Origin of the sequence: Paenibacillus pabuli NBRC 13638 (assembly GCF_001514495.1) — a bacterium.
Lineage (GTDB): Bacteria > Bacillota > Bacilli > Paenibacillales > Paenibacillaceae > Paenibacillus > Paenibacillus pabuli.
Map to the genome: position 1 here is coordinate 771,798 of NZ_BCNM01000001.1, position 12,793 is coordinate 784,590.

Genomic DNA, 12,793 nt, shown 5'->3' on the forward strand with positions numbered 1-12,793 from the left:
GGCAGAACATGATTTGATGGCAAATCGTAAAGACATTCAGCAGATTCATACGAGAGAGCTCCTGGCCCATCAGTTAGATATCGAAGCAGAATCGGAAGAGGGAAACCGCTACTGGATCGGCGTCGTGTCAGCCTCACATGTAGATAAAGGGGTAGAAGGGGGCTTCGCCCAGCTCTGTCACGGCAAGGCAGCTTCTCTGCGCAAAATGAATGCAGGAGACTGGCTGATCTATTATTCGCCGCGAACAAGCTTGCAAGGGGGCAAGGTACTTCAAGCATTTACTGCGATAGGACGTGTAGTAGACCATCAGGTGTATACGTTCCACATGTCAGATTCCTTTATACCGTATCGGAGGAATATCCAATATTTTTCTTGTCAAACGGTGAGGATCGCCGATTTGCTGGATCAACTGACCCTTACTCGGGGACAGCCACGTTGGGGATATCGCTTTCGATACGGACATTTGCAAATTCAGAAAGAAGATTTCTTGAAAATTGCATTTGCCATGTTGGGGGCCGAGATTGAAAGTCGCTAAATTGCAAAGTTTGGACAACAAGCAAGACATACTTATGTGGTGAATACAGATAGGAAAATCGACCTTTTAAAAAAAATATAAAAGAATTGAAATTTAAGTAACGTAAAATTTATTATGTAAACTTATTATTTTCGATGACCTCCATAAGCTGCATCTATATTGATAACGATGTTAAGGGGTGGACAGTTCCGGATTTAGGTGGATTTTCAGCTTGGATTTTCGAAAGTAATATCCTCTTATAATGTCTTCAATATTGTTCATTTGGCGGTGAAGTGCAGCTCAACGGACCTGGTTGTAAATCGTTTTCGATAAATGTGAGAATGAACCGAATATTTCTTTACTGAAGCAGGTTTAGTATTGTATTAATATTGTTATAAGAAATAAAGTATAGTAGCATGCCCCTTTTACGCTATCAACGCAAAATAATGGAAGCTTGAAAAATATAAGATGATAAAACTGTTCAAATCAGAAATAATTCGTTGAAATAGATCAATAAATGAATGCCTTAAAGCTGTGTAAACTTATTCATTTGGAGATATCAATAGGAATGGATAAGATTTCCAATATAGAACCAATGCATCTGTTTTAGATCAATTTGATATGGATTTGCGATGGATTTAGTACCGCTTTCAATGTATGCTTTTGGAAACTGGAAAGGAAGTGGGAAAAATGGAACGCGAACTGGCGTTGGAAATTGTCCGAGTAACAGAATTGGCTGCGTTAGCTTCAGCACCCTGGATGGGGCGGGGTGACAAGAATAGTGCAGATGAGGCGGCTACTTTGGCTATGCGCGCCATGTTCGATTCCGTGTCCATTCGCGGCACGGTGGTAATCGGTGAAGGAGAAATGGATGAAGCACCCATGTTGTATATCGGGGAGCAAGTTGGGAACGCTGAGGGGCCCGAAGTTGACGTGGCTGTAGATCCATTGGAAGGTACAGAGATCGTAGCCAAGGGCCTGAACAACGCTTTATCGGTTATTGCAGTGGCGGGAAAAGGCAACCTGCTCCACGCACCGGATATGTACATGGAGAAGCTGGCTGTAGGGCCGGCTTTGGTGGGCAAGGTCAGTATCGAAGACCCGGTTGAGGTGACATTGGAGAAAGCCGCTGAAGCATTGAACAAAAATATCTCGGATCTAACGGTCATGATCCTGGACCGCGTCCGGCATGAGAGCACGATCAAAACACTGCGCAAAGTTGGGGTGCGGATCAAGTTCCTCAGTGATGGTGATGTTGCGGGCGCAATGGCACCTGCCTTCCCGGAGGCGGGGATTGACCTGTATGTCGGATCGGGAGGAGCACCGGAGGGTGTGCTTGCTGCAGCTGCACTGTCCTGTCTGGGCGGCGAGATTCAAGGCCGTCTGATGCCCGCGAACGCAGACGAATTCCAGCGCTGTTTGCAGATGGGAATCGATAATCCCTACAAAGTATTAACGATGCAGGATATGATCGGCACGGAAGATGTTATTTTTGCAGCAACAGGTGTTACCCCAGGGGAAATCCTTGGCGGTGTGCGTTACCTCGCAGATGACCGTGCAGAGACCGATTCCATTGTCATGCGTGCCAAAACCAAAACCATTCGTTTCATCCGTTCTCAGCATTTCCTTCCCAATAAGGAAGTGCTGCATAAAGTGCGGCAGCTTCAATCGACACCCGAGCCTTCGGATCGCATTACAGGCCAAGTTCCCATTTTGGAACAGGCTGAGTTCATTCAATCATCTGTCAGTAACAAGGTGACGACTTAAATTAAGGTCAGCCTGTTGTTGGTTTGGCGGGTCCGTTCTAACCTCTGGGTAGCCAACTGAATTAACAGGTATCATTGGACAAGTTACAAGCAAATGGCGTACGTAAAAGATGAGGGCTTTGTTTACACAAATCCTCATCTTTTTTTGTGTTAAAAGCATTGACAACGGTTACAACACATGAGAAAATGTACGCGCGTACATAAATATTATTTTTTAAACAATTGCATCTGTTGTGCATGTGTTCAGGGAATGTGAAGGAGGTGAATTCCATGGCATCCCGTAAAGAAGTGGCTGACCTTGCTGGTGTATCCGAAGCTACAGTGTCACGAGTACTTAATGGCGTTGGTCCTATTAAAGAAGAAACACGTCGTAAAGTGCTCGAAGCTTCCGAGCAACTGGGGTACGTGCCCAGTGCACTGGCCCGCAGCTTTGCGAGAAGTAAAAGTGGTAACCTCGGCGTCGTATTACCCTACGTTCCGAAAGCGCACTTGTTCTCGGCGTATTTCTTCTCGGAAATGCTGAGCGGCATTGGGAGCAAAGCCAGGGACAGCGGCATGGACCTGCTGGTCATGTTCAGTACACCGGGTGAAGTGATGAATTATACGGATCTGTTCCGCCGTCAAAAAGTGGATGCTTGCATCATTCTCGGCGCGCGAAATGATCATGGGGAAATTGCAGCCATGCAGCAGCTTCAGCAGGAAGGACATCCATTCTGCATCATGAACCAGCATTTTGCAGGAGAATCATTCATGGAAGTGGATGCCGATCATGTGGAAGGCAGCAGGCTGGCAATACGCCACCTTACCGATCAGGGATACCGAAATATTGCTTTTCTCAATGGACCGGACAGTTATTCCAATAGTCAGGAGCGGCTTCAGGGGGTTCAGATCGGATTGAATGAAGCGGGAATGCAGCTGGATTCCAGCCTGATGCTGGAGGGGAATTACAGCAGACGAAGCGGAGTGGAGGCGGCAGCTACCATCGCGTCTCGGATTGACGAGATAGATGCTGTATTTGCAGCAAATGATCGGATGGCGATCGGTGTCATGCATGGCTTGCGTGAGCGTGGTATCAAGGTTCAGAACTTCCCCGCGTTTGTGGGTTACGATGACTCCGATGCGGCTGAGATGGCGGTTCCACCGCTGAGTAGTGTCAGGGTTCCTTTTTATGAAATGGGAGAACTGGCAGCATCCAAGCTTATCCATGAATCATTGGGAGCATCCGCTTCCATTGTGAAAGCTGAAGTCGCCTTGGAAACGGCAAGGCAGTTGCTGCCTACAGAGCTGATTATCCGTGCCTCTTCAATCCGTAATTAATACATTAGCTAGTTATATTCCAAAGGAGGAAATGACCATGTCAAATCGTCTTCGTGTCGGAATGGTTGGATACAAATTTATGGGAAAAGCTCACAGCAACGCTTATCGAAGTCTGCCTATGTTTTTCCCGTCAGCTCCGTTACAGCCTAAGATGTCGGTAATCTGTGGACGTAACGAGAAGGGAGTCCAGGAAGCCGCCAGCCAGTTCGGCTGGTCTGAGAGTGTAACAGACTGGCGTGAACTGGTAGGGCGTGATGATATCGATCTGATCGATATTAACGCGCCAAGTGATGCCCATAAGGAAATCGCACTGGAAGCTGCGCGTCAGGGTAAACATCTGTTCTGCGAAAAGCCCCTGGCTCTATCGCTTGCTGATTCGCGTGAAATGCTACAGGCTGCGGAAGAAGCAGGCGTCGCGCACATGGTCGGATTCAACTATCGTTTCTCTCCGGCTGTACAGCTGGCCAAAGAATTGGTACAAAGCGGCCGTCTGGGCAAAATCTATCATTTCCGCGCATTCTTCCTTCAGGACTGGATTATGGACCCTTCATTCCCGCTGGTATGGCGTCTGCAAAAGGAAGTGGCGGGTTCCGGCTCGCATGGTGACCTTGGCGCACACCTGATTGATCTGGCACGTTTCCTGGTGGGTGAATTCAAGGAAGTGATCGGGATGAGCGAAACGTTCATCAAAGAGCGGCCGCTTGCCTCGGAAATGACTGGACTTAGCGCCAAAGGCAGTTCGAATGCTGATGCGCCGAAGGGCGAAGTAACAGTAGATGATGCTACGTTGTTCCTCGCACGGTTTGCAGATGGTGCATTGGGAAGCTTCGAGGCTACACGCTTTGCAGCAGGTCACCGCAGTACGAATTCGTTTGAGATCAATGGCAGTCTGGGCAGCGTCCGTTTTGATTTTGAACGAATGAACGAACTGGAAGTGTATTTTACAAAGGACGAGGAAGACGTACAGGGTTTCCGCCGTGTTCTGGCGACGGATCCGGCCCACAAATATGCTGAGGCATGGTGGCCTGCGGGGCACACGATCGGATTCGAGCATACGTTCACACATGAAATGCTGGAGCTGGTTACCGCCATCTCTGAAGGTCGTCAGCCACAGCCGAATTTCCATGATGGCGTTGCCTGTCAAGCAATATTGGAGGCAGTGGAACGTTCCGTTACAGAGCGTCGCTGGGTGTCGCTGGAAGAGATGTGAGTGTTCAATCACTTGAATTGTGACGTGGACATTATGTGGCCACTCCATTTGAAATATATAAAGCTGGATACAAGCTGGGATGTAAACCTTGGAGAGATCTTGAATGTTGTGTAAGGTCCGACAGATTGACAATAACTTAACTTTCGGAAAGCGAGTGATGGGAATGAGCAAGGCACTAATTGTATGGGGCGGCTGGGATGGACATGAACCGGAGCAGGTAGCAGCGATTTTTGAACGCATTTTGAAGGAAGAACAATTTGAGGTTGAAGTATCAGATACACTGAATGCTTACGCCGATGCAGAGAAACTGTTGGGTCTGGACCTGATCGTTCCGCTGTGGACGATGGGGCAGATTGAACAAGAGCTGGTCAATAACGTATCTGCGGCTGTTCAGAGCGGCGTGGGTCTTGCGGGTCTTCACGGCGGGATGTGTGATGCGTTTCGCAACAATGTTGACTGGCAGTTCATGACGGGCGGACAGTGGGTTGCTCATCCGGGGAACGACGGCGTGGAATACACGGTGAACATGAAGCGCGGTTCCAGTCCGCTCTTGGACCATATTGAAGACTTCCAGGTGAAAAGTGAACAGTACTATCTGCACGTGGACCCTGCTGTGGAAGTGCTGGCAACGACACGTTTTCCAATCGTTAACGGTCCTCATGCAGCGAATGGCCCAGTGGATATGCCAGTCGTTTGGACCAAACGCTGGGGAGCAGGCCGTGTATTCTACAACTCGCTTGGACACCATGCAGATATTGTGGAAATGAAGCAAGTGACCGAGATGATGCGTAGTGGATTTAAATGGACTGCCGCAGGCAAAGCGCTTGCGCAGAGCCGTACGGACGCAGTGACAGAGGTTTACACAGGAATGGCAGATAATCAGAATCATTAATTCATTTTAATGTAAAGGTTGTTCTGAAAGCGCTATATCAAGTTGGAATACGAAGGGAGCCCAGGCATGAAAACAATGAAAGTCGGCATTATTGGCTGCGGTAAAATCAGCGGAATTTATATGGAAAATTGTCACCGGTTTGAGGTGCTCGATCTAGTTGCGGTTGCAGACCTTGACCGGAGCAGGGCAGAGGAGCAGGCGGCGGCCTACAATGTTCCTAACGTATATTCGGTAGATGAAATTTTGGCAGACCCCGAGATAGATTTAATTATCAATCTGACGATTCCTGCCGTTCATGCGGATGTATGCCTGCGGGCACTTGAAGCAGGCAAGCATGTCTATGTGGAGAAACCACTCGCTGTCACACGAGAAGAGGGCCAGGCTGTGCTTGAAATGGCTAAACGCAAAGGTTTGCTCGTAGGCTGTGCGCCTGAGACCTTCTTTGGATCAGGCATTCAGACTGCGCTCAAGCTGGTGGAGGATGGTGTAATTGGTAAACCAGTGGCAGCTACCGCATTTATGATGGCTCGTGGGCATGAACACTGGCATCCTGATCCGGAGTTTTATTATGCTGCTGGCGGTGGGCCGATGTTCGATATGGGGCCTTATTACCTCACCGCATTGGTACAATTGTTGGGACCTATCCAGGCCATTGCAGGCATGACGGGCAAAGCCATGGAAGAACGAACCATTACCAGCGAGAAAAAGAGAGGGCAGACTATCCCTGTCGAAATTCCAACGCATGTGGCCGGTTTGTTGCAGTTCGAACAGGGTGCGATCGGTACGCTGATTACGAGCTTTGATATTTTTGGCGGAAGTACTTTGCCGCCGATTGAGGTTTATGGCACACATGGCACACTGCAGGTGCCTGATCCCAATACTTTTGGCGGACCGGTTCGATACCAGTTAATGGGTGAACGGGAGTGGACCGAAGTGCCTCTTCTTCCAGGGTACCAGGAGAATACACGTGGCATCGGCGTTGCGGATATGGCTTATGCGGTGAACAGTGGACGCGCTCACCGGGCGAGTGGAGAACTGGCCTACCATGTGCTGGAAGCCATGTGGGCATTCCATGATTCGTCGGATGAACAGACATTCTATAAAATGAAGAGCACATGTCAGCGTCCTGCTGCATTGCCGGCCGATCTGCCACTGTACACACTGGATCAGTAATTAATAAATCTCTACTGTATATAGATATAGCCCTGACTCCCGATATAAGGGGAGCAGGGCTATTTCATTTTTGGCACAAACATGATTAGGGTTCGAATCCGGCTTGGCTGATCCAGATTTCATTTTCCGCAAAATGTGCTTTCATTCGCTCGGCTACCCTTTTGTACGCCTCTGGGCTGTACCAGTCTTCCTTGCCTATTTGCTGGTAGAGCGATGCCATGCCAAGTCTCCGGGTGCGCTTGCCCTCACTGCCATCTCCCATGAAATAATCGTCAATGCATACCCGCTGGACGAGCGGTCTCAGGACGGCTGCAAAATTTTCGCTGCTGGGCAATACTGGCGCAATAGCAGCCTGTGTGGGGATACCCGCATCCCGCAGTTGTTTCAATGCTCGCAATCTGCCAGCAATTGGTGGAGCTGCAGGACTGAATTGCTTGCGGATCTCATCCAGATCCGTTTCCACAGTCATGCTGACACGCACACGGTTACCCAACTTTTGCAGCAGATCGATATCTCGGGTCACCAATGGACTGCGGGTTTGAACCAATACGAAATCGGGTGGATGCTGGGCCATGACTTCAAGCAAAGATCGCGTAATCTGCTCCTTATATTCGACGGGCTGATACGGGTCTGTGCTGGATGACATAAAGATGGTGACTTTCCCTTTCGTTTTTGCGCGTTTCAGCTCCTTCGCGAGCACCTGGGATGCTTCCTGCTTCACATCAACCCAGCTGCCCCAGGGCTCTTGGCGAAATAAAGATACTGGCATCTGTCTTACATAACAGTAGGAGCAGCCAAATGCGCAGCCAGTATAGGGATTGAGGGTATGTGTATAGCCATCAAGGAATCCGGTTCCTTTGTTCAGCAGCGTTTTCGGTACTTTGTGTACCAGGCTGGTCTTCATGATTCATCACGCCTTTGTTCACGGTAATTGGCAGGAGTGCATCCTGCATGCTTTCGAAATACAGTAATAAAATAGGCCGGATTGACTATGCCAACCTGACGGCCGATATCTGATACGGTAAGCCCCGTGCTTTCGAGCAATTTCCGGGCTTCGGTGATTCGTTTTTCCTGGATATACTCCACCGGAGTTAGGCCGATAATCCGTTTAAACACCCGATGCAGATGGTATGGACTACCGTGACTCACATTTGCAAGAATATCAAGTGTTAGGGGCTCGGCAAAATGATGCTCTATATAGTCGGTTACAACAGAAATCCATTCCTGATCAGGGACTCGCTCGCCCGTTGGTTTGCAACGTTTGCATGGACGGAAATGTCGTGCCAATGCTTCTTCGGGGTTGTTGAAAATAGAGACATTCTCATATTTGGGTGCTTTTGACTTGCAGGAAGGTCGACAAAAGATACCCGTTGTCTTGACTCCGTAATAGAATTTACCGTCAAAGCTGCTGTCGTTGTGGATAATGGCATTCCACTGTTGTTCATCTATAAGTACAGAATCTGTTTGATAGGGGTTGTGACTTTCCAAAAGAATCACCTCAAGTCTCATTATACCCCTGATTCATGGAGATCGACGAAGTTTCAAGCAAAAAAGCAAGATATCAATATGTTGGAAATGGTCTTCCCTTCAATCTGAATGAAATATAGGCTACAATGGACAGGATGGCAAGCTGTTTAAGCGTGAAATTTATTTATGAAAGAGGTAGATTGCATGGTTCGTTTTGGAGTGGTAGGTACCAACTGGATTACAGAGAGGCTTCTTGAGGCTGCTGCACAAGTCGAAGGATTCGAATTGACCGCCGTGTACTCAAGAACTGAAGATAAAGCTAATGCATTTGCAGATCAGCATCAGGCTGCACTTCGATTCACTAACCTGGAAGAGATGGCGACGAGTGATGGGTTCGATGCCGTGTACATTGCTACACCGAATACTTTTCATGCCGAGCAGGCAGAGTTGTTTCTGAGAAACGGCAAACATGTACTGTGCGAGAAACCTATGGCTGCCAATGGGACAGAGGTTCGTCGGATGATTGATACAGCGAAAGAACATGGAGTTCTGCTCATGGAGGCTATGAAATCGACCCTTGTGCCCTCGTTCAAAATGGTACAGTCTCACCTACATAAAATTGGCCCGGTACGTAAATATGTGGCGAGTTACTGCCAGTACTCTTCCCGGTACGACAAGTATAAAGAAGGAATCGTCCTGAATGCGTTCAAACCGGATCTTGCTAATGGAGCGTTAATGGATCTTGGGGTGTATTGTCTCTATCCATTGATTACGCTGTTTGGCGAGCCCAAACAAGTTCAGTCCCAGGCAATGATGCTGGAATCTGGGGTAGATGGACAAGGCAGTGTCATTCTGAATTATGATGAGATGGAAGCGGTAGTGACGTACTCCAAAATTTCCAACTCTCATGTTCCAAGCGAAATAATGGGTGAACGCGGCAGCATCATCATTGACAAAATTGGTTCACCCGAACAAGCGGAGATACGCTACAATGATGGAACGGTGGAAAAACTCACTGTCGAGCAAATTCACCCGTCAATGTATTATGAGGTGGAGGAGTTTGTCAATCTGATTCAGCAGGGCAAAAAGGAATCGGACATGAACACATATGAACGTTCCTTTGTTACCATGCAGGTGATGGATCAGATCCGGCAGCAGATTGGTCTTGTTTTTCCTAACGATTAATTCTGGAAAGTGAGCTGAGACGAGATGAGCAGAGATGAGCAGAAGAGCAGAGCAGCCGGCCTGGAGCTGGCACAGATTATTTTTATCGGGCGAACCTTCGAGGAATATATGAGGATGTTCAACCTGACTGAGGAAGAAATTAAAGGGAAATCCATTCTTGATTGTCCAGGCGGGGTTTGTTCATTCAGTAATCATGCGCGGGAGCGGGGTGCAGATCCCATGGCAGCAGATATCGCCTATGAACATGAGATCGGCCAATTGGAAGTGAAGGGACTTCTGGATATTGAACATACGATGAAACAAATGGAACAGGTACAAGACAAATATAGATGGGATGATTTCGGTTCGATCCTTGGCTTGAAAGAAGAACGTAGACGTGCAATGACCGACTGTGTAGCGGATATGAGACGTTTTCCTGACCATTATGTGGCCTCTGTACTGCCGGAGTTACCTTTTGCCAATGAACAATTCGATCTGACATTGTCTGCGCATTTCCTGTTTACGTATGCAGATCGCCTGGATGCGGAGTTCCATCTTGAGACGATCCTTGAGTTATTGCGTGTGACCAAGCGGGAGCTGCGGATTTTTCCTACGGTAGACTTGTCTGGCAAACGTTATGAGCATATGGATGAACTAAAGGCTATACTGGAAGAACGCGGATATATCACATCTGAAGTGAAAACTTCATACGAATTCCAGCGGGGAGCACACACGATGCTCCATATTGTGAAACCCGGTAAAAACACCTGAGTTGCAACAACTACAGGCAGCACTTCATTCATGAAGGTTTAAATAAGGTACGTAAGGTACGCATGACCAAAAGAGGTTAGGAGGTTTTATCGGATGAAAAAAGTACTTATACTTGGTGGGACACGTTTCTTCGGCAAACGTCTGGTTGATCATTTGCTGTGGGAAGGTAAGTCTCAGATCACGATCGCAACTCGTGGCAAAACGGATGTAGACTTTGGACCCGAGGTTAACCGGATTAAGATGGATCGTGAAGACCCGCAGTCTCTTGCCGATGTGGCGCAGATCGACATGTGGGACATTGTCTATGACAACATCTGTTACTCGCCGGATGCGGCGAAGTCTGCATGCGAAGCTTTTGCCGGGCGCACCCAAAGATACATTTTGACATCAACCCTCTCGGTATATGGTGAACCCAAACCTGGATTTAAGGAAGCGGATTTCGATCCGTACACCTATCCTCTGCAATATGGAAGCCATGAGGATTTCGACTATGGAGAGGGTAAACGCCTCGCAGAAGCTGTATTTTTCCAGGAAGCGGATTTCCCGGTTGCAGCAATGCGCATTCCCATTGTACTTGGAATAGATGATTACACGCGAAGACTCCATTTTCATATTGAACATGTGCAAAAAGGAAAACCCATCGGCATGCCAAATCCAAACGCCGAGATTGGTTTCATCAACTCCACAGAAGCCGCTAGATTTCTCGCTTGGCTTGGACATTCTACTATTACCGGCCCTGTGAATGCTGCTTCCAAGGGGGCTATCACACTTGCTGCGATGATGAAGCTGATTGAAACAGTAACGGGTATGCAGTCCCAGGTACTGACCGAAACAGTCAAGGAAGACATGTCACCCTTCGGAATTTCCGAATCCTGGACCATGGATACGTCCAAAGCAGAGCAGGCGGGGTATACATTTGAAGCGCTGATGGACTGGTTCCCGGGTCTGGTTCGGGAAGTCGCTTTGGCACTTCAATCCGAGAGATAGGATTCAAATGTATATTTGAGTCTCATTTCAAACAAACAAAACAGGACGCAGTCAGAGAGATATTCTCCGATGCGTCCTGTTTGTGTATTTGCTTCAACAAAACAGTTTCTCTAAATTTAAGGTTGATCTTCAATTGATTTTCCTGTTTATTCGCTAGGTACAGAGGCCGAAGCGCGAATACAAAGCTCAGATGGCATAATGACGGTTTGCGGTTCCTCAGGTGCCTTGCCTTCAATTCGATCGATTAGCATTTGCATGCCGATGGCACCGAAATCATAGGCGGGCTGTGCAGCAACGGTGAGAAAGGGATCAAAGGCAGAAGCCAGATCCAGATCATCAAAACAGACGACCGAGATGTCTTCAGGAACACGCAGCCCCCGTTTACGCAAAAGTCGAATGACACCGATGGCAAGCATGTTATTTGCTGCAAATATGGCTGTAGGCTTGTGCTGATGTGCAAGCAATTGGTCAATACCCACTTCATCGCTGAAATCCCGATAGCCTGTTCGAAGGATTAAGCCTGTATCAAAAGGAAGATCGGCTTCCCGAATCCCCTCCATATATCCTTCTTCGCGTAGTCGTGCAGTCGAAACCTCCGACGAACCATTAACGAGAGCAATGCAGCGATGCCCGAGTTTCGTCAAATATCGAATCAATTGCAGTGCACCGTCCCGACTGTCCCCGGCAATCACGTCAGATATGATTCCCGGGACAGTGCGGTCCAAAATGACAAACGGAATGTTGCGTTCCTGAAGTTGCTTCAAGTGATTCAGCGAGCGGTCTCCTGCAGGCGCAAACAGCACGCCATCGACGCGGGTAGACAGAATGGTTTCCACATAATTTTTCTCCTTGTCATAATCCTCGTCGCTATTGCTGAACAAGAGGCGATACCCGCGCTGATTGGCAGCATCCTCAGCCCCCCGAGCCAGCGTGGTATAGAAGGGGTTGGTAATATCCGTGATCAGCAGTGAGAGCATCTGAGTCCGCTGCAGCACAAGACTGCGTGCATTGGAGTTGGGAATGTAACCAAGTTCTTCGATGACCTGTTGTACACGCTCACGTGTAGCCGGACTGATGCGGCCTGTTTGATTAATGACTTTGGAGACGGTCATGGCAGAGACGTTGGCTTTTTTGGCAATATCATAAATGGTGATCAATGGAATCTAACCTTTCCGCAACATAGTCTTTCCATTCTATAGGATAATGCCGATTGACAGCAACATAGGCTCATGCTATGTTAGGGTTACCGATAACCCTAATGATTTTCAATTGATTTTTTCAGTCTAACCGCTCTTCATTCTTGCTCACATTCGCTGCCTCCATAACACCCATCAAAGGACAGCATAACGGAGTTAATAATATAGAGCGGTTTATTTAATTGAGTATTTGTAAACGCATTCATTATAAAAAAAGAATGGTTCTAGGTTTGAAATGCTAGTGTTTTCCCTCGGGTATCGGTGAAATGCAGGGCTAAAAAGAATCAAAAAATCTGGGGATAACAGCGATCGGAAGGTTGTTCTGTCATCGGAGTG

12 protein-coding genes are annotated in these 12,793 nt (G+C 47.9%); 9 read left to right on the forward strand and 3 right to left on the reverse strand.

Translation table 11 applies throughout. From position 1 onward, the window contains the following. The first annotated feature begins 16 nt into the window (after positions 1-16). From PPA03S_RS02995 to PPA03S_RS03020, 6 genes are all read left to right on the forward strand, one after another. Entirely contained in the window at positions 17-535 is a 519-nt protein-coding gene (locus tag PPA03S_RS02995) for an EVE domain-containing protein (protein ID WP_082703991.1), read from the forward strand. 669 nt (positions 536-1,204) lie between these two features. Further along, positions 1,205-2,281 carry a class II fructose-bisphosphatase gene (gene glpX, locus PPA03S_RS03000; protein ID WP_062319630.1) on the forward strand — a complete coding sequence of 359 codons (1,077 nt, stop codon included), beginning with the start codon at positions 1,205-1,207 and terminating at the stop codon, positions 2,279-2,281. 269 nt (positions 2,282-2,550) lie between these two features. Beyond that, a complete protein-coding gene (locus PPA03S_RS03005; RefSeq protein ID WP_082703969.1) occupies positions 2,551-3,597 on the forward strand; it encodes a LacI family DNA-binding transcriptional regulator in 1,047 nt (348 codons plus the stop codon). 37 nt (positions 3,598-3,634) lie between these two features. Continuing rightward, complete coding sequence (locus PPA03S_RS03010; RefSeq protein ID WP_062319633.1) at positions 3,635-4,807, forward strand: Gfo/Idh/MocA family protein; 1,173 nt, start codon at positions 3,635-3,637, stop codon at positions 4,805-4,807. Positions 4,808-4,970: 163 nt separating this feature from the next. After that, positions 4,971-5,699 carry a ThuA domain-containing protein gene (locus tag PPA03S_RS03015; RefSeq protein WP_062319931.1) on the forward strand — a complete coding sequence of 243 codons (729 nt, stop codon included), beginning with the start codon at positions 4,971-4,973 and terminating at the stop codon, positions 5,697-5,699. A gap of 66 nt (positions 5,700-5,765) precedes the next feature. Further along, positions 5,766-6,872 (forward strand): Gfo/Idh/MocA family protein, encoded by a 1,107-nt coding sequence (locus PPA03S_RS03020; protein WP_062319635.1) that lies wholly within the window; start codon positions 5,766-5,768, stop codon positions 6,870-6,872. Positions 6,873-6,957: 85 nt separating this feature from the next. Here PPA03S_RS03020 and PPA03S_RS03025 read toward each other — a convergent pair whose 3' ends face one another. Together PPA03S_RS03025 and PPA03S_RS03030 are read right to left on the reverse strand one after the other, a co-directional pair. Continuing rightward, on the reverse strand, positions 6,958-7,776 hold the full coding sequence (locus PPA03S_RS03025) for an SPL family radical SAM protein (RefSeq protein ID WP_062319637.1): 819 nt from the start codon (positions 7,774-7,776) through the stop codon (positions 6,958-6,960). Continuing rightward, on the reverse strand, positions 7,773-8,381 hold the full coding sequence (locus PPA03S_RS03030; protein WP_082703970.1) for a bifunctional transcriptional activator/DNA repair enzyme AdaA: 609 nt from the start codon (positions 8,379-8,381) through the stop codon (positions 7,773-7,775). The genes PPA03S_RS03025 and PPA03S_RS03030 overlap by 4 nt, the downstream gene beginning before the upstream one ends. A gap of 162 nt (positions 8,382-8,543) precedes the next feature. Between PPA03S_RS03030 and PPA03S_RS03035 the strand changes: the two genes are divergently transcribed. From PPA03S_RS03035 to PPA03S_RS03045, 3 genes are all read left to right on the forward strand, one after another. Next, on the forward strand, positions 8,544-9,524 hold the full coding sequence (locus PPA03S_RS03035; protein WP_062319639.1) for a Gfo/Idh/MocA family protein: 981 nt from the start codon (positions 8,544-8,546) through the stop codon (positions 9,522-9,524). A 24-nt stretch (positions 9,525-9,548) separates the two neighbouring features. Then, entirely contained in the window at positions 9,549-10,274 is a 726-nt protein-coding gene (locus tag PPA03S_RS03040; protein WP_062319641.1) for a hypothetical protein, read from the forward strand. 93 nt (positions 10,275-10,367) lie between these two features. After that, a complete protein-coding gene (locus PPA03S_RS03045; protein ID WP_062319643.1) occupies positions 10,368-11,261 on the forward strand; it encodes an NAD-dependent epimerase/dehydratase family protein in 894 nt (297 codons plus the stop codon). 146 nt (positions 11,262-11,407) lie between these two features. Here PPA03S_RS03045 and PPA03S_RS03050 read toward each other — a convergent pair whose 3' ends face one another. Next, entirely contained in the window at positions 11,408-12,418 is a 1,011-nt protein-coding gene (locus PPA03S_RS03050; protein WP_062319645.1) for a LacI family DNA-binding transcriptional regulator, read from the reverse strand. Positions 12,419-12,793 lie beyond the last annotated feature (375 nt).

What these genes read in the sequence shown, in the direction of transcription:
- PPA03S_RS02995 (WP_082703991.1), top strand. Translation starts at nt 17, where the DNA reads ATGGCAAATCGTAAAGACATTCAGCAGATTCATACGAGAGAGCTCCTG.
- glpX (WP_062319630.1), top strand. Translation starts at nt 1,205, where the DNA reads ATGGAACGCGAACTGGCGTTGGAAATTGTCCGAGTAACAGAATTGGCT.
- PPA03S_RS03005 (WP_082703969.1), top strand. Translation starts at nt 2,551, where the DNA reads ATGGCATCCCGTAAAGAAGTGGCTGACCTTGCTGGTGTATCCGAAGCT.
- PPA03S_RS03010 (WP_062319633.1), top strand. Translation starts at nt 3,635, where the DNA reads ATGTCAAATCGTCTTCGTGTCGGAATGGTTGGATACAAATTTATGGGA.
- PPA03S_RS03015 (WP_062319931.1), top strand. Translation starts at nt 4,971, where the DNA reads ATGAGCAAGGCACTAATTGTATGGGGCGGCTGGGATGGACATGAACCG.
- PPA03S_RS03020 (WP_062319635.1), top strand. Translation starts at nt 5,766, where the DNA reads ATGAAAACAATGAAAGTCGGCATTATTGGCTGCGGTAAAATCAGCGGA.
- PPA03S_RS03025 (WP_062319637.1), bottom strand. Translation starts at nt 7,776, where the DNA reads ATGAAGACCAGCCTGGTACACAAAGTACCGAAAACGCTGCTGAACAAA.
- PPA03S_RS03030 (WP_082703970.1), bottom strand. Translation starts at nt 8,381, where the DNA reads ATGAGACTTGAGGTGATTCTTTTGGAAAGTCACAACCCCTATCAAACA.
- PPA03S_RS03035 (WP_062319639.1), top strand. Translation starts at nt 8,544, where the DNA reads ATGGTTCGTTTTGGAGTGGTAGGTACCAACTGGATTACAGAGAGGCTT.
- PPA03S_RS03040 (WP_062319641.1), top strand. Translation starts at nt 9,549, where the DNA reads ATGAGCAGAGATGAGCAGAAGAGCAGAGCAGCCGGCCTGGAGCTGGCA.
- PPA03S_RS03045 (WP_062319643.1), top strand. Translation starts at nt 10,368, where the DNA reads ATGAAAAAAGTACTTATACTTGGTGGGACACGTTTCTTCGGCAAACGT.